Origin of the sequence: Streptomyces sp. NBC_00285, assembly GCF_036174265.1 — a bacterium.
In the GTDB taxonomy this organism is placed as follows: Bacteria; Actinomycetota; Actinomycetes; order Streptomycetales; family Streptomycetaceae; genus Streptomyces.
On sequence record NZ_CP108055.1, the window covers coordinates 7,849,926 to 7,871,488 of the forward strand.

The window sequence follows — 21,563 nt, forward strand, 5'->3', positions numbered from 1 at the left end:
CCGGCCACTGACAATGGCCCTGACCTGCGGGTTGCCTCCGGCGAGTGGGTCGGGGTGGGGGCGCCACTTCCCGGTCCGGCGGCCGCTGTCCCTCGACCGGTACGGGGTGGCGGGGTTGCCGAGACCGCCCGACGACCCGCCCAGCGCATCCGATGCCGTCGGCGTGACAATGGAGTATGGCGGGTTTCGACGAGCGGGCGCGGCACTGGCGCTATGCCGGGCTGCCCGGGGTCGATCTGCTGCGGGCCCGGTATGTGCGGAAGACGTTCGTGCGGCATACGCATGAGAACTTCGTGATCGCAGCCATCGCCGAGGGGGCGGAGGTCTTTCACCATCGGGGGGCCGATCAGTACGCGGGAACCGGCACGCTGGCGCTGGTCAATCCCGACACGCCTCATACGGGGCGGGCCGGGGTGCCCGAGGGCTGGCGGTACGGGGCCGTGTACCCGGCACCCGACGTGGTCGCCGCGATCGCCGCCGAGACCACCTCTCTGCGCGGTGCACCCGGCTTTGTGCGGCCCGTGCTCGATGATCCGTACGCGGTCGGTCTGGTGCATCAGGTCCTGCGGGCTGCGGACGAGGGGAACGCGTTGGCCGCCGACACCTTGCTGCGGGTTGCCGTGACGCGGTTGCTGCGCTCGAACGGTGGGGTGCTGCCGGAGCGGGACGTGCGGTCTGCGGGGGCCCGGACCGCCGTGCGCGCGCGTGCCGTGCTGGAGGAGCGGATGGCCGAGCCGCCGACCTTGGAGGGGCTGGCCGCGGATCTCGGGACCAGTCCGTTCGCGCTGTTGCGGGCCTTTCGAAGGGTCTACGGGATGCCGCCCCACACGTGGCTGACGGACGCTCGGGTGCGACGGGCCCGGCGGCTGCTGGACGCGGGGGTCGGTCCGGCGTCCGCCGCCGTCGAGGTGGGGTTCACGGACCAGCCTCATCTGAACCGGCATTTCACGCGGATCGTCGGGGTGCCCCCGGGGGCCTACCAACGGGAGCGCAAGAACGTACAAGACCCTTCCGAGCAGCCTCTTCTAACGTCCGAGGCGTGGCAGAACAACCAGCAATCGCAGATACGCACGCCGATGGCGGAGGAAAGCCGGACGCCGCCGTCGTACGAGACGCCCTCGGAGTCGGGGTGGCCGTCGGACTGTCCGGTTTCGCCTTCGGGGTGACCTCGGCCGGCAGCGGACTCACGCTGCCGCAGACCTGTGCGCTCAGTCTCCTGGTGTTCACGGGCGCGTCCCAGTTCGCCCTCGTGGGAGCGCTCGCGGCCGGAGGCAGTCCTCTTACGGCGGCCGCCGGGGCCTTCTTCCTGGGGGTGCGCAACACGTTCTACGGACTGCGGCTGTCGCAGTTGCTCGCACTTCCGCGCGCGGTGCGGCCCTTCGCCGCCCAGTGGGTGATCGACGAGACGACGGCGGTCACGCTGGCGCAGCCCACGCGGCGTGGTGCCCGCATCGGGTTCGCCGTCACGGGACTTCCCAATGCTTATGTCAAGCCGCTTCTGTGGTGGGAAGTGAGGAGTGATAGCACTCGCTGTCGCGGATCATCGCCCACAGAACGTTGATGCGTCGACGTGCGAGGGCGAGGAGAGCCTGCTTGTGCCCCTTTCCTTCGCTCCGCTTTCGCTGGTAGTACGTCTTGGAGGCGGGGCAGGACTTGAGGCTGGCCATCGCCGACAAGTACATGGCCCGCAGCAGGCCGCGGTGGTAGCGGCGGGGTCTGCGCAGGTTGCCGCTTACGCGGCCGGAGTCGCGGGGCTGCGGGGCCAGGCCGGCGAAGCCGGCCAGGCGGTCGGCACTGCCGAAGGCATCCATGTCGCCACCCGTCGCGGCGATGAACTCGGCGCCGAGCCTGGGCCCCATACCGGGCAGGCTGCGGATCACCTCGGCGTGGGGATGTTCGCAAAACCGGGCCTCGACCAGGGCGTCGAGTTCCGCGACCTCCTCGTCGAGGGCCAGCACCGCCTTCGCGAGGCGGGCCACCATCGCGGCGGCCAGTTTCTCGCCGGGCAGCGTGGTGTGCTGGGCCCGGGCGGCTTCCACGGCGATGTGAGCGAGTGCGGCGGCACCTTTGACCTTGCGGTTCTTCAGCCAGGTCTCGATCCGCTTCGCGCCTGCGCGGCGGATCGCTGACGGCGTCTGGTAGCCGGTCAGAAGGATCGCAGGACCCTTGTTGGTCAAGTCCAGCGCCCGTTCCAACGCAGGGAATATCTCCAGCAGTTGGGCCCGGAGGCGGTTGATCTGCCGGGTGCGGTCGAAGACCACGTCAAGGCGCCGGGTGGTCAGGGTGCGCAGGTCGACAGCGATCTCTTCCCCGGGCCTGAGCAGTCCCAGGTCCCGGCGGACGCGGGCCTGGTCGGCGATGACGAAGGCGTCTTTCGCGTCGGTCTTCCCCTCGCCCCGATAGGTGGCCGAGGCTCGGTGAACCGCCAGGCCGGTGAGGTAGGCGACTGGCTGGTCGTGGGCGATGAGCAGGCCGATCAGCAGGGCGGCGCCCCCGTGGTTGAGATCGACGGCCCAAAGCGCATCGTCGGATATCGCCAGCACTTCGCCGATCAGCGCCAGCAGCTCACTCTCGTCGTTCAGGGTCCGGCGGGACAGCAACCGCTCGCCCTCTGCATTGATCACCACGGTGTGATGATGCGTCTTGCCGATGTCCACCCCGGCCCAGATCTCGGACATATGCCCCTCCGCCAGTTCGTCTGACATTGATCCCGCAGACGACCTCGCCGACGTTGTCCTACAGCAGCGATCGAGTCGCGTCTCCCAATCAGCGGTCGAGTCGTCGCGGGGCTCTGGGCGGCCAAGTCCCGTAAGCCATCTGTCGGCTCAGCCTTTACAGCCATACCCGGAGCCCCCGGGCCCCTCTGATCCTACGAACGATCAGATCAGACCCACGCCTTGAAAGGTAGGACTGAGCCTTTATGTGCTGTGGAATCTGACCACCCTGCTGGGTGCCCTGGGCGCCGACGCGATCGGTGACACGCGTGCGTGGGGGCTGGACGCGGCCGGGCCCGCTGTCTTCCTGGCGCTGCTGGCGCCCATGGTGAAGAGCGGCACCGAGCGGGTCGTGGCCGGGCTGGCCGTGCTGCTCGGGCTCGGTCTGCTTCCTGTGCTGCCGGCCGGTGTGCCGGTGCTGGCGGCCGCTCTCGCGGCGCCTCTCGTCCTGTGGGTGCGCGGGCGTCGTGAGCGGGCGCGGGGGGAGGGGCGGTGAACACCTGGATCGCCATCGGAGCCACCGCCCTTGGGTGTTACGCCGTCAAGCTCGTCGGGCTGCTCGTACCGGCGGGCGTTGTCGACCGGCCCTCGGTGAGGCGGCTCGCCGCACTGCTGCCCGTGGCTCTGCTGGCCGCGCTCACCGCCCAGCAGACCTTCGCCGACGGACGGGTGCCGGTGCTCGACGCACGGGCCGCCGGGCTGGCCGCGGCCGCCGTGGCGCTGTTTCTGCGGGCCCCGTTCCTGCTCGTGGTCGCGGCCGCGGTGGTCGTGACGGCGGGCGTGCGGGCCGTAGGAGCGTGACGCACCGCCGGCCCACGCGCGTTGTGCCGGCTCAGCCCACGTCGCGGCCGTAGGCGCGCAGAGTCTGCAGGGCCTCGATCGTCACGACGGGGCGGGCTTCGAGAGCGGTGGCCGGTGCCCACTGGCGCCAGCGGATGGGCCAGCCGCCGTCCTCCCGCTGGTCGGCCGCGAGGAAGTCCAGTGAACGGGCCATCTCGACGTCCGTGAACCACGCGCGCGCCAGGGAGTCCGGTGTCTTCGCGTAGTCGTGCGGGAAGTGGTGCTCGCCCGGGGCGTAGCCGGGGGATACGGGGAACGCGCCGAGGCTCCCGGGGTCCAGCGCGGCCAGCCGCTGCTCGCGCACCAGACGGCCCAGGCGGTCGGCGGTCGCCTGCGCGCGCGAGCGGTCCGTGGCGGAGTCCAGGAAGGTCAGGGCGGCCTGGATCTCGTACGGGTGGGACACCCGGAGGGAGTCCACCGCCTGCCAGCAGAAGTCCGTGGCCCGGAACAGCCAGGCGTGCCACACCTCGTTGCGGTGCAGCAGACCGACCACGGGGCCGGTGGTGAGCAGCTCGCTCGGCGGGGCGTCCACGACCGGCATGAAGGGGGCCGTCGGATAGCCGCGCTGCGCGGGAGTGACCGCGGGCAGGGCGCCGTCCGCGGTGGACACGGAGGTCAGGTAGCGGCACACACGCTCCACGCGCTGTCCGCCGCAGCGTCCGACGGCGTCCAGGACCCGCAGGGCGTGAGCGGTGTGCAGGGGCTGGCTGACCGGGCCGCGCAGATCGGGTTCCAACGCGTGGCCGTACCCGCCGTCCGCGTTGCGGTAGGCGTCCAGGGCCGTCTCCACCGGCTCGGGGCCGCCGTTGAGGAAGTGGTACGCGAACAGACGCTGTTCCAGCACACGCGCGGTGAGCCAGACGAAGTGCTCGGCGCGGAAGAGCGGGGAGTGCGCCGGTGGCGTCTGGGGGAGTGGGGAAGCTCCTGTTTCGGGCATGCGTCAGACCGTAGGACGGAAAGCGGTCTCGGCAAGCGGTCCCGGCCGAGGCCCACCCTCAGGGCGGGATACTGGAGTCATGCGGTTGACGGTCTTCTGGCAGCGGATGGCGGAACACTTCGGTCCGGGGTACGCCGACACCTTCGCGCGCGATCACGTGATGACGGAGCTCGGTGGCCGCACGGTGCACGAGGCGCTGGACGCCGGCTGGGCCGCCAAGGAGGTGTGGCGCGTGGTCTGCACCGTCATGAACGTGCCGGGGGAAAGGCACTGAGCGGTCGTGGACATCCGGGGGAGAAGTGCCCGCTGGTCGTGAACATCTCACGAAAGAGGCACCGACCGGTCACGAAGATCGCCGGACGGCGGCCGATTGTCAGTCCCGTGGGCGAGACTTGGTCCGTGGCACCCACTGACGAGACCGGGCAGACAGCCCCACAGGCATCTCCGTTCGGCACGACACCGCCCTCCCGGCCCCCGGCCGGCACCGGGCCGAACGCCCGCATGCCACGCTGGCTGCCGCGCGCCATGGTGCTCGCGCTCGCCCTCATCGCCGTGTTCCAGCTGGGCAGTTGGGCCTTCCATCAGCTCATCGGGCTGCTGATCAACATCCTCATCGCGTTCTTCCTGGCCCTTGCCATCGAACCCGCGGTGAGCAAGATGGCCGCGCGCGGCATGCGCAGGGGGCTCGCCACCTTTCTCGTCTTCTTCGCGGTACTGATCGCGGTCGCGGGCTTCGTCACACTGCTCGGCTCGATGCTCGCGGGCCAGATCATCAAGATCGTCGAGGACTTCCCGAACTACCTCGACTCCGTCATCGCCTGGATCAACGGGCACTTCCACACCGACCTCAAGCGGGTGGACGTCCAGGAGGGCCTGCTCCGCTCCGACTGGTTGCGCAACTACGTGCAGAACAGCGCCACCGGTGTCCTGGACGTGTCCGCCCAGGTCCTCGGCGGCCTCTTCCAGCTGCTGACGATCGCTCTGTTCTCGTTCTACTTCGCCGCGGACGGCCCGCGGCTGCGCCGCACGATCTGTTCCGTCCTGCCGCCCGCCCGGCAGGCCGAGGTGCTGCGCGCGTGGGAGATCGCCGTGGACAAGACGGGCGGCTACATCTACTCGCGCGGTCTGATGGCGCTCGTCTCAGGAGTCGCGCACTACGTACTGCTCCAGGCCCTCGACGTGCCGTACGCGCCCGTGCTCGCCGTGTGGGTGGGCCTGGTCTCGCAGTTCATCCCGACCATCGGCACCTATCTCGCGGGCGCCCTGCCGATGCTGATCGCCTTCACGGTCGATCCCTGGTACGCGCTGTGGGTGCTCGTCTTCGTGGTGATCTACCAGCAGTTCGAGAACTATGTGCTCCAGCCCAAGCTGACCTCGAAGACCGTCGACATCCACCCCGCGGTCGCCTTCGGCTCGGTCATCGCGGGTACCGCTCTCCTCGGTGCCGTCGGCGCCCTGATCGCCATCCCTGCGGTCGCCACGCTTCAGGCGTTCCTGGGGGCGTACGTGAAGCGGTACGACGTCACGGACGATCCCCGGGTCCACGGGCACCGGAAGGGGGGCGACGGGCCCTCGCCGGTCACACGCGCGCGTGCGCTGTGGGAGCACCGGCGGCAGGGGCCGCAGGACTCCGCCGACGACTCGCCCTCGTCCTGAGGGTGCCGGGTCAGTGGGTGAGAGCGGCCCGTACCCCGGCGCCGATGACGGCCGCCACGTAGCAGCCGATCGCCGCGTACAGGGTCCGCCGCCGCGCTGTCTCGCTCCAGGGCGCGTGGGACAGCAGCCACGCCAGTGCGGGCAGGACCAGGACCGCGTGCAGGCTCACGCCGTGCAGCGGCTTGAGCGGGGCGGTCGAGCGGTAGGCCGCCTCCTGGTGGCCGGTACGGGTGAGGACGACACCGCGCGCGATCATCGCGGCACCCGAGGCGAGTGCGACGAGGAGGATCGCGAACCCCGACCGCACCGCAAGGTCCATCCCCGCGGGACCCGACGGCCGGTGCCGGAACGACGCGAGGGCGAACACGGTCAGCAACACCATGAGGATGCCGCCGCCCACCGCGAGCGTCATGGACACCGCCGTGTCGAAGGGGGTCTCCATGTCGAGGTGCGAGGGCACTCCGCGCCACGCCTGGAGGGTGATGCCGCCGACCTCCACCACACAGTCGGCCGCGAACACCGTGAGCAGCAGGGCGCGCAGCCGCGGGCCGACGCGCAGATACGACGTGACCCAGGTGACCGCGATCAGCGTCACTCCGAACGACACTCCGAACGTCACCGGCTTGCGCCAGGAGACCGGCCCGTCCCAGGGGCCGCCGTCCACGGCGAACACGATCAGATGCGCGAGCCCGGAGAGGACCAGGACGAGCCCGGTGACGTGGCAGAGAAGCTCCACGCGGCGTGCACCGGAAGTCAGCGGCGACGGCACCGACGACCGTGCCGGCATCGCGGGCGCTTTTGCCGGAACCGAATCCATCAGGCCGCCGCATCCTTCCGGGCCGGGGTGGCCGCGGCCCCGGCGAGCGCCAGGGCGGCGAGTGCGCCACGCTCGGCGAGCGGCGAGGCGATGAGCGCTGTGTTCCCCAAGGGGACCCGCTCACCGGTGTTCGGGACGAGGACCGCGCCGACGAACAGAGCCGGCGCGAGGGCGGGGCCGGCCGTCCGAAGGTTCGCGCGCCGGATCAGCAGGCCCGACGTCACGAGGGGAACGACCAGGTCGGACGGGGCCGCGGGACGGTCCGCCCGGACCTCGGTCCGCCCGGCGGCGGACGCGGCCAGCAGGAGCGGTACGGACCGGGTCGCGATCACGGCAGGGGGACGTGCCGGCCCGCCCACGGTCGGGGTGTTCCAGCTCGTGTCCCGGGTGCTCGTCCTGGTTTCCATGGCACAAGACTCGCGACGACGGTACGCCCGGTCGTCGTACCGTCGAAGGCACCTGAAGTACGCCGGGGGGAGTAGCCGGAGCGCCCCGTAGGAGGTTGCCGGAGCCCGGCGGAGGAAGTAGCTCCGGTGCCGCGTGGTGCGCTTGACACGAAAATCGAACATCCATTCATATGGAAGCTCCGGCGAGGCCAGCGGTGGGCGTTTCAGCATGGTTTGCATGGAGAGATACCCGAGTTATCCACAGGCCGGACGGGCGTCGGGACGCATTGTCAGTGGCAGGCGTTAGCGTCTTTGACGTGAAGCGATCGACTCAAGCAAATCGGGTGGAACCCATGGCAGGAACCGACCGCGACAAGGCGTTGGACGCCGCGCTCGCGCAGATTGAACGGCAGTTCGGCAAGGGCGCGGTGATGCGCCTGGGCGAGCGGCCGAATGAGCCCATCGAAGTCATCCCCACCGGGTCGACCGCGCTCGATGTCGCCCTCGGTGTCGGCGGCCTGCCGCGCGGCCGAGTGGTGGAGGTGTACGGCCCGGAGTCCTCCGGCAAGACGACCCTGACCCTGCACGCGGTGGCGAACGCCCAGAGGGCCGGCGGCCAGGTGGCGTTCATCGACGCGGAGCACGCCCTCGACCCCGAGTACGCGAAGAAGCTCGGCGTCGACATCGACAACCTGATCCTGTCCCAGCCGGACAACGGCGAGCAGGCCCTGGAGATCGTGGACATGCTGGTCCGCTCCGGTGCCCTCGATCTCATCGTCATCGACTCCGTCGCTGCGCTCGTGCCGCGCGCGGAGATCGAGGGCGAGATGGGTGACTCGCACGTGGGTCTGCAGGCGCGTCTGATGAGCCAGGCGCTCCGTAAGATCACCGGTGCGCTGAGCCAGTCCGGGACCACCGCGATCTTCATCAACCAGCTCCGCGAGAAGATCGGCGTGATGTTCGGCTCGCCGGAGACCACGACCGGTGGCCGGGCGCTCAAGTTCTACGCCTCGGTGCGGCTCGACATCCGGCGCATCGAGACGCTGAAGGACGGCACCGACGCGGTCGGCAACCGCACCCGCGTCAAGGTCGTCAAGAACAAGGTCGCGCCGCCGTTCAAGCAGGCCGAGTTCGACATCCTCTACGGGCACGGCATCAGCCGCGAGGGCGGTCTGATCGACATGGGCGTGGAGAACGGCTTCGTCCGTAAGGCCGGCGCCTGGTACACGTACGAGGGCGACCAGCTGGGACAGGGCAAGGAGAATGCCCGCAACTTCCTGAAGGACAACCCCGACCTCGCCAACGAGATCGAGAAGAAGATCCTGGAGAAGCTGGGCGTCGGCGTGCGGCCCGAGGAGCCGGCCGCCGAACCGAGTGCGGACGCGGCGGCCACCGCGCCGGCGGACGACGCCGCGAAGACGGCGTCCACGCCTGCGGCGGCGAAGGCCGCCAAGACCAAGGCCGTGGCTGCCAAGAGCTGAGACCGTGACACGGCGAACCGACTGGACCGAGCACGCCTCCCCTGACCCCCCGCGTGAGCGGGGAAGGGGCGGCGCCGGCCATGGAGAGGACACGGGCCCGCGCAGCCATCGAGGAGAGGCCGCACGGCGCGGTGACGAGGGATACGGCAGTACGTCGTCGTACGGCACCGGTGGGCCCTTCGACGACTGGCCGGGCGAGGCCACCAGCCAGGGTGACCGGCCGGGAGAGGGCGTGCCGGACGGCGGCGAGTGGCCGGAGGACGGCTCGGGCTCACCCGGTGGAGACCGGCGCCGGGGCGGCCGCAGGGCACGTGGTGAGGGTGGCTCACCACCAGGGGGACGTGGACACCGCAGGCGCGGCTTCGGGGAGCCGCCGCCCGGTGAGGACGGAGGCGGCCCCTCCTCGTCGAGGGCCGGGAAGGGGGAGCCTCCGGCGGACCCGGTGGAGCGGGCGCGGGCTATCTGCCTGCGCCTGCTCACCGGGACCCCGCGCACGCGGAAGCAGCTCGCCGATGCCCTGCGCAAGCGGGAGATCCCGGACGACGCCGCCGAGGAGGTGCTGTCGCGGTTCGAGGAGGTCGGACTGATCAACGACGGCGCGTTCGCGGATGCCTGGGTGGAGTCCCGGCACCATGGCCGGGGGCTCGCCCGGCGGGCGCTCGCCCAGGAGCTGCGGACCAAGGGGGTCGACTCCATGCTGATCGAGGAGGCCGTCTCGCAGCTCGACTCCGAACAGGAGGAGGTGACGGCGCGCGAGCTGGTCGACCGCAAGCTGCGTGCCACGCGTGGCCTCGACCGCGACAAACGACTGCGCCGCCTCGCCGGCATGCTCGCCCGCAAGGGCTACTCCGAGGGCATGGCCCTGCGGGTGGTCCGCCAGGCTCTGGAGGAGGAGGGCGAGGAGACGGAGTTCCTCGGCGACGAGGGGTTCTGAGCCTGGGGCGGCACCGGGGAGCTGCCAGGCGAGGAGCCGGGACCTGGGGAGGGGGCCGGGACCAGCCCGGCCCGCTCATACAAGGCCGCTGCTCATACATGGCTGCTCAATGCAGGACCGCTACCGGATGTCCACCCGCAGTACGTCACCTGCCGGGGCGACGCCGTACGACTCCCGCGGTCCGACCCGCTGACGATTCGCGCGCATCGGCTACGGCAACTCGCCGAAGGCGGGCGGCTGTTGGGCCGTACGGTTGTCGCTCACTGCCAGTCCTCCGGACGTTCCACGTGCTCCAGACGCAGGACCTGGCCCGTGCGGCTGTAGCGGCGGATCTGAGGGAGGGGCGGGTAGTAGGCGTGCACGGAGATCGCGTGGCGGTCGGTGGACCGGTTGAGCACCTCGTGGACGTGGTGCTGCCCGAAGGAACGGCCCTTGCCTGCCGGCAGCCGCCGCTCGCGGTCCACGTCGTCGGAGAGTTCGAGCGTCTTCCAGCCGTCGGCGGGCAGCCGGGCGGCGAGGGAGTTCTCCTTCAGCTCCCCTGCGGCGGTGATGAAGGCGCCGACCGACTCGGCGTGGTCGTGCCAGCCGGTGCCGGTGCCGGGCGGCCAGCCGATCAGCCAGGCCTCGCTGCCCCCGGGCCCTTCGAGGCGCACCCAAGTGCGGCCCTCCGGGTCGAGCGGAAGGGAGTCGATCAGCTCGGCGTCGGCAGCCGTACGCCGTACGAAGTCGAGGAGTTCGGCCTGCGCCGGCGGCGCGACGGAGGGAGCGGAGGGGACAACGGGTGAGGTGGACACGGGCACCGTCCTGAGGAGAGTTCGCGACGGCGTGCCGCCGCACAGGCGCGGCACGCGAGGAAGGGAAGAGGCGAATTCAGCAGGACGGGCGACACACGCAGCCCGCATAGCGGACGAGGTCCATATGGACCCTCCGCCACAGGCGCACACAGGTGTCGGTCACGATCCGGAGTAGACCATGAGGGTCCGGGGCGTTTCAACTCACCGTCACTATGTGGACACACGGTGACGGTGAGCACGTCAATGTGAGCCGGCTCCCGCGTTCGCCTCGGTCTTCGCCGGAGGACCGCCGAGCGCCGTCTCGGCCGCCGAGTACAGGTCCGCCGGGCGGACTCCGCTCAGCGCCGTGACGAGGTGGCCGTCGGGCCGTACGAGAAGGACCGTGTGCGGGGCCGCGCCCGGGTACTCCTCGGCGACCAGCAGCTCGGCGGAGTGCGGCAGCGCGGTCACCGCCGCGGCCAGCCGGGGCATGATTCCGGCGGTCACCCAGTGCTTGCGCTCCCACACTCCGGTGCCCGGCGCGATCAGGACGACGAGCAGCGCGCCCCGGCCCAGACGGTCGCGCAGCCGTACGAACGAGCCGTCCTCGGCGGTCACCCGCACGTCCGCGACCGGGGCCCCCGCCTCGGTGTCGACGGGCACCTCCCCTTCGAGGTGCCGGGGTGCGAGGGGCGAGTCGGCGTACGCCCCCGGCGCGCCCAGCGGGCCGCGCCCCAAGTGACCGTCCGTGAGCAACGCGTCGTGGCCGCGGGCCGAACCGGGGACGACCGAGCGCAGGCCCCCGCCGCCGCGCAGCAACGGCAGCGCCTGGTCCGCGGCGCGCAGCCGCCCGGCGACGACCGCGCGCCGCTCGGCCTGATAGCTGTCGAGAAGCGCCTCGTGCGGCCCGTGGTGCCAGGCCAGGGCCAGTTTCCAGGCGAGGTTGTCGGCGTCCCTGAGGCTCTCGTCGAGGCCCTGTGTGCCGAGCGCCCCGAGACAGTGCGCCGAGTCCCCCGCGAGGAAGACCCGTCCGGCGCGCCAGCGGCGGGCCAGCCGGTGGTGCACGGTGTGGACTCCGGTGTCGAGGAGTTCGTACGGCGGCGTCGAGCCGCCCGTCCAGCCCGCGAGGGTCTCCCGGACGCGGGCCACCAGGAGCTCGGGCGTGACCAGGTCCTTGCCGGGCGGCAGCAGCCAGTCCAGTCGCCACACGCCGTCGGGGAGCGGGCGGGCGGTGATCTCGCCGGAAGACGGGCCGGACGTTCGCCAGGGGGGCATCCGGTGCAGCAACGCCCGGTCTTCCCAGGGGAGTTCGGTGCGCAGGGCGGCGACCGCGTGGCGCTCGACCGCCGTACGGCCCGGAAAGCGGATGTCCTGGAGCTTGCGCACGGTGGACCGCGGGCCGTCGCAGCCGATCAGGTAACTGCCGCGCCACCATGTGCCCTTGGCGCCGCGGGTGTGGGCGGTGACGCCCGCGGGCTCCTGCTCGATCGTGTCGAGACGGCTGTCCGTGACAAGCCTGGTCAGCCGCTCCTCGGCGAGCGCGGTGCGCAGGGCGCCGGTCAGGACGTGCTGGACGAGGTGCAGGGGGGCGTCCCCGGCCTCCTCGAAGTCGACCTCGCGCATCACCTGCTTGCGGCGCATCGACCGCCATCCGGCCCAGTGCACGCCCAGCTCGGCGACCGGCACTCCGGTCAGCCGGGCCATGAGGGCGGCGGTGTCCTCATGCAGTACGGCCGTACGGGCCAGGCGGGGTTCGTCCTTGCCCGGACCCTCGTCGAGGACCACGGAGGGGACCTCCTGGCGCGCCAGCGCCAAGGCGAGCGTGAGCCCGACGGGCCCCGCTCCGACGATGATCACCGGGTCCACGGCGCGGCGCCCCCTGCCCGCAGCGAAGACCCGAGAGACGTATGTGAACAGGAGATTGGGGCAGGGTGCACGATCACAGAACGTATGCAACCCATTGCCGGTGCTTGCGTCAAGTGACGGAGGCAGTGGCGATCATGCCACTGCCTCCGTGTCGTTCACGCTTGTGGTTCAGGCTACTTGACTGATCATCAGAATCCGCCGCCGGCGTTCTCGCCGGTCCCGTAGGTGCCGCGCACCGCCGCGGGGTTGATCTCCGCCGGGTCATCGCCGATGACGGCGCCCGTGCTCTTCTTGCTGCGCCGCAGCCTCTGCTCCAGCCAGCTCGCGAAGCTGGTGAGGAGGAAGTTGACCACGATGAAGACGATCCCCACCACGATGAAGCTGGGGATGACGTTGGCGTAGTTCGCCGCCAGCGTGCTGCGCGAGTTGAGCAGCTCGGTGAAGCCCAGCATCACGCCGCCCAGCGCGGTGTCCTTCACGATGACGACCAGCTGGCTGACGATCGCCGGCAGCATCACGGTGACCGCCTGCGGGAGCAGGATGCTGGTCATCGTCTGGCCCTTGCGCAGACCGACCGCGTAGGCCGCTTCCGTCTGTCCCTTGGGCAGGGAGAGGATGCCGGCCCGGACGACCTCGGCGAGCACCGACGCGTTGTACAGCACCAGGCCGGTGACCACGGCGTAGAGGGGCCGTTCCTCGCTGCTGATCCCCATGGAGGAGCGGACGTAGAACTCGTTGGCGAACAGCATCAGCAGCAGCACCGGGATGGACCGGAAGAACTCGACCACCGTGCCGGCCACGCCCCGCACCCAGGCGTGGTCGGACATACGGGCGATGCCGAAGACGGCGCCCAGCGGGAGGGCGATCACCATGGAGATCGCCGCGGCCTTGAGGGTGTTGCCGAGGCCGGGCAGGAGGTAGGTCGTCCAGGCCTCGCCGGTGGTGAAGGGCTCCCAGAGGTTCCACTCCAGCTGGTTCTTGTCGTCCATCTTCTGCCACACCCACCACAGGGTGAGGAGGAGCAGGAGGGTGAAGACGACCGACAGGAGGACGTTGCGCCGTTTGGCGCGGGGTCCCGGAGTGTCGTAGAGGACCGAGCTCATCGCTTCACCGCCAGTCGCTTCGCGAGCCAGCCGAGGAAGAGGCCGGTCGGCAGGGTCAGTACCACGAAGCCGAACGCGAAGACCGCGCCGATGGCGAGTGTCTGGGCCTCGTTCTCGATCATCGTCTTCATCAGCGCGGCCGCCTCGGCCACGCCGATCGCGGCGGCCACGGTGGTGTTCTTGGTCAGCGCGATCAGCACGTTGGCCAGCGGGTTGATGACCGCGCGGAAGGCCTGTGGCAGCACGATGAGGCGCAGGGTCTGGCTGAAGTTGAGCCCGATCGCGCGGGCAGCCTCGGCCTGGCCGAGCGGCACCGTGTTGATGCCGGACCGGATCGCCTCGCAGACGAAGGCCGCGGTGTAGGCGGTGAAACCGAGCACCGCCAGCCGGAAGCCCTGGACGTCGAAGTTGTCCGCCGCGCCCATCGTCACACCGAAGATGTCGGCGAGGCCGAGCGAGGTGAAGACGATGATGACGGTCAGGGGGATGTTCCGGACGATGTTGACGTACGCGGTGCCGAACCCGCGCATCAGCGGAACCGGGCTGACCCGCATCCCGGCGAGCAGGGTGCCCCAGATCAGGGAGCCGACGGCGGACAGGACGGTGAGTTTCACCGTCATCCAGAACGCCCCGAGGACGTCGTAACCTTCTAGAAAGTCGAACACGATCTCCCGCGCTTCCGGGTGTGTGGCATGTGGCGTATGAATGGGCGCGGCGCGCCGCCGCCCTGATCGTGGCGGGCGGCGGCGCGCCGGGGGTTCCCTTGCGTTACTTGACGATGACGCCGACCTTCGGGGCGGGCTCGTTCTTGTAGCCGGCCGGGCCGAAGTTCTTGTCGACGGCCTTCTGCCAGGAGCCGTCGCTGACCATCTTCGTCAGGGCCGCGTTGACCTTGTTCAGGGTCGCCGTGTCGTCCTTCTTCACACCGATGCCGTAGTTCTCGTTGCTGAGCTTGAGGCCGGCGAGCTTGAACTGGCCCTTGTACTTGTCCTGCGACGCGAAGCCCGCGAGGATCGAGTCGTCCGTGGTCACCGCGTCGACGGCGCCGCTCTGCAGGCCGGCGATGCACTCCGAGTAGCCGCCGTACTGCTTCAGCTGGGCCTTCGGGGCGAAGTCGTCCTTGACGTTCTGAGCCGAGGTGGAACCGGTCACGGAACACAGCTTCTCGCCGTTGAGGTCCGTGGCCTCGCTGATCTTGGAGTCCTTCTTGATCAGCAGGTCCTGGTGGGCCAGCAGGTACGGGCCGGCGAAGTCGACCTTCTTCTTGCGCTCGTCGTTGATCGAGTAGGTGGCCGCGATGAGCTTCACGTCGCCACGGGAGAGCGCGTTCTCACGGTCGGCGCTCTTGGTCTCGACCCACTCGATCTTGTCGGCCGAGTAACCGAGCTGCTTGGCCACGTACGTCGCCACGTCCACGTCGAAACCGGCGTAGGAACCGTCGGGCTCCTTCAGGCCGAGGCCCGGCTGGTCGAACTTGATGCCGATCTTGATCTTGCCGCCACCGCCGCCGCTGGAGCTCGAGCCCGAGTCGTCCTTGCTGTCGCCACCGCAGGCGGTCGCGGACAGGGCGAGGGCGAGGACGGCTGCCGAGGCGGCGGTGACCTTGCGGAGCTTCATGATGAACATCCTTTGGGTGGTGAGGAGATGAGAGCCGTCGGTGGTCGATCCGGGTGGCACGTCAGTGGTGCAGGATCTTCGACAGGAAGTCCTTGGCACGGTCGCTGCGCGGGTTGCTGAAGAACTGGTCGGGCGCAGCCTCCTCGACGATCCGGCCGTCCGCCATGAACACCACGCGGTTTGCGGCCGATCGTGCGAAACCCATCTCGTGCGTCACGACGATCATGGTCATCCCGTCGCGGGCGAGCTGCTGCATGACCTCCAGCACCTCGTTGATCATCTCAGGGTCGAGCGCCGACGTGGGCTCGTCGAAGAGCATGACCTTGGGGTCCATCGCCAACGCCCGCGCGATGGCGACTCGTTGCTGCTGACCGCCGGACAGCTGAGCGGGGTACTTGTCCGCCTGGGTGGCGACGCCGACCCGGTCGAGCAGGGCGCGCGCCTTGTCCTCGGCGTCCTTCTTGTCGGCCTTGCGGACCTTGATCTGGCCCAGCATCACGTTCTCGAGCACGGTCTTGTGCGCGAACAGGTTGAAGGACTGGAAGACCATTCCGACGTCGGCGCGCAGCCGGGCCAGTTCCTTGCCTTCCTGGGGCAGTGGCTTGCCGTCGATGGTGATCGAACCGGCGTCGATCGTCTCCAGACGGTTGATGGTGCGGCACAGGGTGGACTTCCCGGACCCGGAGGGTCCGATGACCACGACGACCTCGCCGCGGGCGATCGTCAGGTCGATGTCCTGGAGTACGTGCAACGCGCCGAAGTGCTTGTTGACGCTCTTCAGGACGACCAGCTCGCCGGCGGGGATCGCATCTTCCTTGGCCACCGATACTTCGGTCATCGCTCTCTGGCTCCGTCCTCCTCGGTTTCGGAGGACAGTAGTAACCTCACGCGACCAGCGTCATCACTCTTGAGGGGAATCTGAGCATCACGATCCGATAGCAATCGGACACGTGTCGTAGCACTTGTCACCAGTGCGCATATCGGCCGGATAACGGAACCGCGGCGCAACCGGAACCCTCTTGACGCCGTCCTCGTCCATCAGCATGACTGCACGGTGCGCATGCGCTTGGGCGCACACGTATTCGTACCTGTTCACCGCATATTCAGATAGTACGTCCGATGGGTCAAGGGGGCCGGGGTGAGACTTCTCCTCGTCGAGGACGACAACCATGTGGCCGCCGCGCTGTCCGCGGTTCTCGCCCGGCACGGTTTCGACGTCACGCACGCCCGCAGCGGCGAGGAAGCGCTCAGGGCGCTCATCCCGGAGAGTGACGGCTTCGGGGTCGTGCTCCTCGACCTCGGGCTGCCCGACCAGGACGGCTACGAGGTGTGCGGCAAGATCCGCAAGCGCACCAGCACCCCGGTGATCATGGTCACCGCGCGGGCCGACGTGCGCTCCCGCATCCACGGGCTCAACCTCGGTGCCGACGACTACGTGGTCAAGCCGTACGACACCGGGGAACTGCTCGCCCGTATCCACGCCGTCAGCCGGCGCACCGTCCACGAGGACGTCCAGGACGGCGGGGACGCCGCGCTGCTCCTCGGCGCCGTACGCATCGAACTGCCGACCCGTCAGGTCACCGTGGACGGCACGGTCGTCCAGCTCACCCGCAAGGAGTTCGACCTCCTCGCCCTGCTCGCCCAGCGGCCCGGAGTGGTCTTCCGCCGTGAGCAGATCATCAGCGAGGTCTGGCGCACCAGCTGGGAGGGGACCGGACGCACCCTGGAGGTGCACGTGGCGTCCCTGCGCGCGAAACTGCGGATGCCGGCGCTGATCGAGACGGTGCGGGGAGTGGGGTACCGACTTGTCGCCCCTGCGGTGTGAGAGCGGCGACGGAACAGGCGGCCCTGCCGCCGGGGCGGGCTGCGGAGCGAGGAGACGGACGGTGGCTGTGAAGGCGGGTGAGGGCCGGACCGGCGCTGCCCGCGTGCGCGCAGGCGCGTGCGCGTGTGTCGGCAGCCGGTCGCGGCACGGTCTGCCGGGCGGGGCGTAGGGGACTCTGTGCGCACACGTCTTCTTCCGCTGCTCATCGTCCTCATGGCGGCCGTCCTGATGGCTCTCGGGGTGCCGCTCGCCGTCGGCGTGGCCTCCGCGCAGCAGCAGAAGGTCGTCGTCGACCGCATCGACGACACCGCGCACTTCGCCGCGCTCGCACAGTTCGTCACCGACGCCTCGGACGAGCGCCTGGAGACCCTGGAGAGCGAACTCGCCAGCTACTACAAGGTCTACGGCATTCGCGTCGGCGTCTTCTACGACGGTGATGTGCCCATGGCCACCGCGCCGCGCGGGTGGTTCCTCCCCCGGGAGGGCGAGGTGCGCGACGCGTTCGGCGAGGCGCTGCTCAGCCGCCGCAGCCAGGACCCGAAGCAGGTGTGGCCCTGGCAGCGGGGCCGGCTGGTCGTCGCCTCGCCGGTGATCCGGGACGGTGACGTCGTCGCGGTCGTCGTCACCGACTCGCCCACCGGGTCGATGCGTTCGCGGATCCTGCGCGACTGGCTTGTCATCTTCGCCGGTGAACTCGCCGCCATGCTGCTGGCCGTCGGCGCAGCGCTGCGGCTCACCGGCTGGGTGCTCAGGCCCGTACGGGTGCTCGACGCCACCACCCACTCCATCGCGAGCGGGGCCCTGAAGTCCCGCGTCGCGGTCGCCGGCGGACCACCCGAACTCCGGCGCCTGGCACGGTCGTTCAACGAGATGGCGGACAACGTCGAGGACGTGCTGGAACAGCAGCGGGCCTTCGTCGCCGACGCGTCGCACCAGTTGCGGAACCCGCTCGCCGCCCTGATGCTGCGCATCGAACTGCTCGCCTTCGAACTCCCCCCGGGCAACGCGGAGATCGCCTCCGTCCAGGCCGAGGGAAAGCGCCTCGCGCAGGTCCTCGACGACCTTCTCGACCTTGCGCTCGCCGAGCACGCCGAGGCGGACCTGAGGATCACCGACATCGGGGAGCTCACCGCCGAGCGCGTCGCCGCCTGGGCTCCCACCGCCGAGGCCAAGGGTGTGCGGCTGATGGGGAGTTGCCCGCCCACCACCGCCTGGGCCGACCCCGTCACCCTCTCCAGCGCGCTCGACGCGGTCATCGACAACGCGGTCAAGTTCACGCCGAAGGACGAGACCGTCCAGGTCACGGTCGCCGCGGACGGGGACACCTCGACCATCGTGGTCACCGACCTCGGACCCGGGCTCACCGACGAGGAACTCGCCCGGGTCGGCGACCGGTTCTGGCGCAGCGGGCGGCACCAGAACGTCAAGGGGTCCGGTCTGGGGCTGTCCATCTCGCGGACACTGCTGGCGGCCGGCGGCGGGACGATCTCGTACGGGCGTCATGAACCGCACGGCCTGGTGGTGACGGTGTCCGTGCCGCGTAGTCGGCCTACGGCTTGAGGCTCTCCACGGCCTACGGCTTGACCGATCGGTAGTAGCGGCGGGCGCCCTCCTGGAGGGGTACCGGGTCGGTGTAGATCGCGGTGCGTACGTCGACCAGTTGGGCGGAGTGGACGTCGCGGCCGATGCCGTCCCTGCTCTTGATGACGGTCCTGGTGAGCCACTCGGTGAGCTCGGGGTCCATGTCCTTGCGGGTGATCAGCAGGTTGGAGACGGCCATCGTCGGGACGGTTCTGTTGTTCTGGACGGACGGGTACGCCGACGCCGGCATGTTGGTGGCGCGGTAGTAGCGGGTGGGCTCGCCCTCGGCGTGCAGCTTCGCCACGAGAGAGGGCTCGATCGGGACGAAACGGAAGGCGGAACGTTCGGCCAACTGCTTCAGACCGTCGGTGGGCAGACCGCCGGACCAGAAGAACGCGTCCAGGCCGTGACCCAGGAGATTGGGGCCGGTGTCGATGCCCTCCGCCCTCGGCTGGATGTCCTTGTCCGGGTCGATGCCTGCGGCGGTGAGCACGCGGTCCGCGATCAGCCGGACACCGGAGTTGGGGACGCCGATGGAGACCCGCTTGCCCCTGAGGTCGGCCAGCGTGTGGATGTCCGAGTCGGACGGGACGACCAGCTGGACGTAGTCGTCGTAGAGGCGGGCGACTCCGCGGAGCCGGTCGGCGCCGGGGTCGCCGTTCTGTTGGTAGGTCTCGACGGCGTCGGCCGCGGCGATCGCGAAGTCGGACTTGCCGGTCGCCACCAGCCTGACGTTCTCCTGGGAGCCGGCGGTGGTCTCCAGCTTCACCTTCAGGTCGGGCATGTCCCTGTGGAGCTCGTCGCGCAGGAGCACGCCGTACTTCTGGTAGACGCCTGCGCGGGTGCCGGTGCTGAAGGTGATGGTTCCGCTCGGGGGGTCCTCGCCGAGAGGGAGCAGCCACCACAGGAGCAGGCCGAGGGCCACGAGGGTGGCGGCCGCGGTCTGGAGCGCCTGGCGGCGGCTGAGGCGGGGGAACGGCTTGGACATGCCGGTGATCCTGCCAGGGGGTGTGGGGAGCTGGCCAGGGCGCGCGGGTGCCTGCGGCGGGGCGGGTGTGGGGGTTCGGTGGGTGGCGGTGGGGCCGGCAGGGCGCGTGCGGGTTGGTGGGGGCGGGCGTTTTTTGCGCAGTTCCCCGCGCCCCTTATATGCCTGCGGCGGCCTGTTTCGGTTCGGTGGGTGGGTCGGGGCCGTCGGCGACTGACGGTCCGTGGGGGTGTGTGTCGCCTTGGCCCACCCGGCGGTTTGGGGAACTGCGGGCCGGCGCCGTGTCTTTTCAGGCGCCGTCGCGGCTGATCGACGCCTCCGTCAAGGGTGAGGGGGTCTCCGGTGACTTCGCGGCGTTGCGGCGGGCGGTCAGTCTTGTGGCCAGGGGTTCTGTGTAGCGGGCCGTCAGGGGGCCGATGATGACCAGGATGAGGACGTAGGCCGTGGCCAGGGGGCCCAGGGAGGGTTCTATGCCGGCCGAGACGGCCAGGCCCGCAATGACGATGGAGAACTCGCCGCGGGCCACCAGGGCGCCGCCCGTGCGCCAGCGGCCCTTGGGGGAGATTCCGGCTCGTCGGGCCGCCCAGTAGCCGGTGGCGATCTTTGTGGCCGCCGTGATCACGGCGAGGGCGAGGGCGGGGACCAGGACCGGGGGGATGCTCGCCGGGTCCGTGTGCAGGCCGAAGAAGACGAAGAAGACCGCCGCGAAGAGGTCCCTCAGAGGGCTCAGGAGGGTGTGGGCGCCCTCCGCCACCTCGCCCGAGAGGGCTATGCCGACGAGGAACGCGCCCACCGCCGCCGATACCTGGAGCTGTTGGGCCACGCCTGCCACCAGGATCGTCAGGCCCAGGACCACCAGGAGGAGCTTCTCCGGGTCGTCGCTGGAGACGAAGCGGGAGATCAGGCGGCCGTAGCGGACCGCGACGAAGAGGACCAGGCCCGCCGCTCCGAGCGCGATCGCCAGGGTCAGGCTTCCGGCCAGGAGGCCCGCGCCGGCGACGAGCGCCGTGACGATGGGCAGGTACACCGCCATCGCCAGGTCCTCCAGGACCAGGACGCTCAGGATGACCGGGGTCTCCCGGTTGCCGACCCGGCCCAGGTCGCCCAGGACCTTCGCGATGACGCCCGAGGAGGAGATCCAGGTGACGCCCGCCAGGACCACGGCCGCCACCGGGCCCCAGCCGAGGAGGAGGGCGGCCGCTGCGCCGGGGAGGGCGTTGAGGGCGCCGTCGACCAGGCCGGAGGGGTAGTGGGCCTTGAGGTTGGTGACCAGGTCGCCGGCCGTGTACTCCAGACCGAGCATCAACAGGAGGAGAATGACGCCTATTTCGGCGCCTATCGAGACGAACTCCTCACTCGCGCCCAGCGGTAGCAGCCCGCCCTCGCCGAAGGCCAGGCCGGCCAGGAGGTAGAGAGGGATGGGGGAGAGACGGAAGCGGGCGGCGAAACGGCCCAGAAGGCCAAGGCCGAGGATGATCGAGCCGAACTCGATCAGGAGGACTGCGGAGTGCATGGTTCCTACTCCCGACCGAGGATCGCCGCTGCTGCGTCCACGCCCTCGCGGGTGCCCACGACGATGAGGATGTCACCGCCCGCCAGCCGGAAGTCGGGCGCGGGGGACGGGATCGCCTCGGCCCGGCGCAGCGCCGCCACGACGGATGCGCCGGTGTCCGTGCGCATCTTCGTGTCGCCCAGGACCCGGCCGTTCCAGCGGGAGCCGGCCGCCACCTCGATGCGCTCGGCCACCAGGCCCAGGTCGGAGGTGTACAGGAGGCTCGGGCTGTGGTGGGAGGGCTTCAGCGCGTCGATCAGGGCGCCCGCCTCGGAGCCGGTCAGGCGCAGGGACTGGGCGCAGGAGTCGGGGTCGTCGGCCCGGTACACGCTCACCGTGCGGGCACCGTCGCGGTGCGCGACCACGGACAGATGGCGGTCCTCCCGGGTCATGAGGTCGTACTGGACCCCGATTCCCGGCAGCGGCGTCGCCCTCAGGCGTGGAGCAGACACGTTTCTCCCTCTGTGTTCCGTGTGGTCATGGGGGCCGGGTTCTG

Annotated in this window: 22 protein-coding genes and 2 pseudogenes; 10 read left to right on the top strand and 14 right to left on the bottom strand. The window is 70.2% G+C overall.

Translation table 11 applies throughout. The features are described from left to right. The first annotated feature begins 176 nt into the window (after positions 1 to 176). On the top strand, positions 177 to 1,166 hold the full coding sequence (locus tag OHT57_RS36220; protein ID WP_328750978.1) for an AraC family transcriptional regulator: 990 nt from the start codon (positions 177 to 179) through the stop codon (positions 1,164 to 1,166). Next, positions 1,058 to 1,474 (top strand): annotated as a pseudogene (locus tag OHT57_RS36225) (AzlC family ABC transporter permease); the annotation flags it as partial. The gene OHT57_RS36220 and the pseudogene OHT57_RS36225, both read left to right, overlap by 109 nt. Before the next feature lie 13 nt (positions 1,475 to 1,487). Here OHT57_RS36225 and OHT57_RS36230 read toward each other — a convergent pair. Further along, complete coding sequence (locus tag OHT57_RS36230) at positions 1,488 to 2,678, bottom strand: IS110 family transposase (RefSeq protein WP_328743927.1); 1,191 nt, start codon at positions 2,676 to 2,678, stop codon at positions 1,488 to 1,490. 229 nt (positions 2,679 to 2,907) lie between these two features. Between OHT57_RS36230 and OHT57_RS36235 the strand changes: the two are divergent. Both OHT57_RS36235 and OHT57_RS36240 read left to right on the top strand, forming a co-directional pair. Continuing rightward, positions 2,908 to 3,210: pseudogene (locus OHT57_RS36235) on the top strand (AzlC family ABC transporter permease); the annotation flags it as partial. Then, on the top strand, positions 3,207 to 3,515 hold the full coding sequence (locus tag OHT57_RS36240; protein WP_328750979.1) for an AzlD domain-containing protein: 309 nt from the start codon (positions 3,207 to 3,209) through the stop codon (positions 3,513 to 3,515). The pseudogene OHT57_RS36235 and the gene OHT57_RS36240, both read left to right, overlap by 4 nt. 31 nt (positions 3,516 to 3,546) lie before the next feature. On the opposite strand, the gene OHT57_RS36245 is transcribed toward OHT57_RS36240, so the two are convergent. Next, entirely contained in the window at positions 3,547 to 4,491 is a 945-nt protein-coding gene (locus OHT57_RS36245) for a hypothetical protein (protein WP_328750980.1), read from the bottom strand. A gap of 79 nt (positions 4,492 to 4,570) precedes the next feature. Between OHT57_RS36245 and OHT57_RS36250 the strand changes: the two genes are divergently transcribed. Next, entirely contained in the window at positions 4,571 to 4,765 is a 195-nt protein-coding gene (locus tag OHT57_RS36250; RefSeq protein WP_328750981.1) for a DUF3046 domain-containing protein, read from the top strand. A gap of 125 nt (positions 4,766 to 4,890) precedes the next feature. After that, on the top strand, positions 4,891 to 6,147 hold the full coding sequence (locus tag OHT57_RS36255; protein ID WP_328750982.1) for an AI-2E family transporter: 1,257 nt from the start codon (positions 4,891 to 4,893) through the stop codon (positions 6,145 to 6,147). 10 nt (positions 6,148 to 6,157) lie between these two features. On the opposite strand, the gene OHT57_RS36260 is transcribed toward OHT57_RS36255, so the two are convergent. Together OHT57_RS36260 and OHT57_RS36265 are read right to left on the bottom strand one after the other, a co-directional pair. After that, positions 6,158 to 6,934, bottom strand: a complete 777-nt coding sequence (locus tag OHT57_RS36260; protein ID WP_328753424.1) for a hypothetical protein — start codon at positions 6,932 to 6,934, stop codon at positions 6,158 to 6,160. Positions 6,935 to 6,963: 29 nt separating this feature from the next. Then, entirely contained in the window at positions 6,964 to 7,371 is a 408-nt protein-coding gene (locus OHT57_RS36265; protein WP_328750983.1) for a hypothetical protein, read from the bottom strand. Between the two features lie 332 nt (positions 7,372 to 7,703). Between OHT57_RS36265 and recA the strand changes: the two genes are divergently transcribed. Continuing rightward, entirely contained in the window at positions 7,704 to 8,831 is a 1,128-nt protein-coding gene (gene recA, locus OHT57_RS36270; protein WP_328750984.1) for a recombinase RecA, read from the top strand. Between the two features lie 4 nt (positions 8,832 to 8,835). Next, positions 8,836 to 9,765: a recombination regulator RecX gene (gene recX / locus OHT57_RS36275; RefSeq protein WP_328750985.1), complete on the top strand. Its 930-nt coding sequence runs from the start codon at positions 8,836 to 8,838 to the stop codon at positions 9,763 to 9,765. Positions 9,766 to 10,025: 260 nt separating this feature from the next. Here recX and OHT57_RS36280 read toward each other — a convergent pair whose 3' ends face one another. The 7 genes from OHT57_RS36280 to OHT57_RS36305 all read right to left on the bottom strand — a co-directional run bounded on the left by OHT57_RS36280 (position 10,026) and on the right by OHT57_RS36305 (position 15,962). Next, positions 10,026 to 10,559 carry a cysteine dioxygenase gene (locus OHT57_RS36280; RefSeq protein ID WP_328750986.1) on the bottom strand — a complete coding sequence of 178 codons (534 nt, stop codon included), beginning with the start codon at positions 10,557 to 10,559 and terminating at the stop codon, positions 10,026 to 10,028. A 76-nt stretch (positions 10,560 to 10,635) separates the two neighbouring features. Beyond that, complete coding sequence (locus tag OHT57_RS47520; protein ID WP_309506048.1) at positions 10,636 to 10,683, bottom strand: hypothetical protein; 48 nt, start codon at positions 10,681 to 10,683, stop codon at positions 10,636 to 10,638. Between the two features lie 116 nt (positions 10,684 to 10,799). Continuing rightward, positions 10,800 to 12,404, bottom strand: coding sequence for an FAD-dependent monooxygenase (locus tag OHT57_RS36285; RefSeq protein ID WP_328750987.1), 1,605 nt, complete (start codon positions 12,402 to 12,404; stop codon positions 10,800 to 10,802). Between the two features lie 188 nt (positions 12,405 to 12,592). Continuing rightward, on the bottom strand, positions 12,593 to 13,507 hold the full coding sequence (locus OHT57_RS36290) for an amino acid ABC transporter permease (RefSeq protein ID WP_328750988.1): 915 nt from the start codon (positions 13,505 to 13,507) through the stop codon (positions 12,593 to 12,595). Beyond that, positions 13,504 to 14,172 carry an amino acid ABC transporter permease gene (locus OHT57_RS36295; RefSeq protein ID WP_328750989.1) on the bottom strand — a complete coding sequence of 223 codons (669 nt, stop codon included), beginning with the start codon at positions 14,170 to 14,172 and terminating at the stop codon, positions 13,504 to 13,506. The genes OHT57_RS36290 and OHT57_RS36295 overlap by 4 nt, the downstream gene beginning before the upstream one ends. A 103-nt stretch (positions 14,173 to 14,275) precedes the next feature. Then, positions 14,276 to 15,124: a glutamate ABC transporter substrate-binding protein gene (locus OHT57_RS36300; protein WP_328750990.1), complete on the bottom strand. Its 849-nt coding sequence runs from the start codon at positions 15,122 to 15,124 to the stop codon at positions 14,276 to 14,278. 61 nt (positions 15,125 to 15,185) lie between these two features. Continuing rightward, positions 15,186 to 15,962, bottom strand: a complete 777-nt coding sequence (locus OHT57_RS36305) for an amino acid ABC transporter ATP-binding protein (protein ID WP_328750991.1) — start codon at positions 15,960 to 15,962, stop codon at positions 15,186 to 15,188. Between the two features lie 300 nt (positions 15,963 to 16,262). Here OHT57_RS36305 and OHT57_RS36310 point away from each other — a divergent pair, with 300 nt between their 5' ends. Continuing rightward, positions 16,263 to 16,949 (top strand): response regulator transcription factor, encoded by a 687-nt coding sequence (locus OHT57_RS36310; RefSeq protein ID WP_328750992.1) that lies wholly within the window; start codon positions 16,263 to 16,265, stop codon positions 16,947 to 16,949. Positions 16,950 to 17,126: 177 nt separating this feature from the next. Next, complete coding sequence (locus tag OHT57_RS36315; protein ID WP_328750993.1) at positions 17,127 to 18,509, top strand: sensor histidine kinase; 1,383 nt, start codon at positions 17,127 to 17,129, stop codon at positions 18,507 to 18,509. A 13-nt stretch (positions 18,510 to 18,522) separates the two neighbouring features. Here OHT57_RS36315 and OHT57_RS36320 read toward each other — a convergent pair whose 3' ends face one another. The 3 genes from OHT57_RS36320 to OHT57_RS36330 form a co-directional block, all read right to left on the bottom strand. Further along, positions 18,523 to 19,518 carry a TAXI family TRAP transporter solute-binding subunit gene (locus OHT57_RS36320; protein ID WP_328750994.1) on the bottom strand — a complete coding sequence of 332 codons (996 nt, stop codon included), beginning with the start codon at positions 19,516 to 19,518 and terminating at the stop codon, positions 18,523 to 18,525. Between the two features lie 286 nt (positions 19,519 to 19,804). Then, positions 19,805 to 21,028 (bottom strand): cation:proton antiporter, encoded by a 1,224-nt coding sequence (locus OHT57_RS36325; protein ID WP_328750995.1) that lies wholly within the window; start codon positions 21,026 to 21,028, stop codon positions 19,805 to 19,807. 5 nt (positions 21,029 to 21,033) lie between these two features. Beyond that, positions 21,034 to 21,519 carry a cation:proton antiporter regulatory subunit gene (locus OHT57_RS36330; RefSeq protein WP_328750996.1) on the bottom strand — a complete coding sequence of 162 codons (486 nt, stop codon included), beginning with the start codon at positions 21,517 to 21,519 and terminating at the stop codon, positions 21,034 to 21,036. Positions 21,520 to 21,563 lie beyond the last annotated feature (44 nt).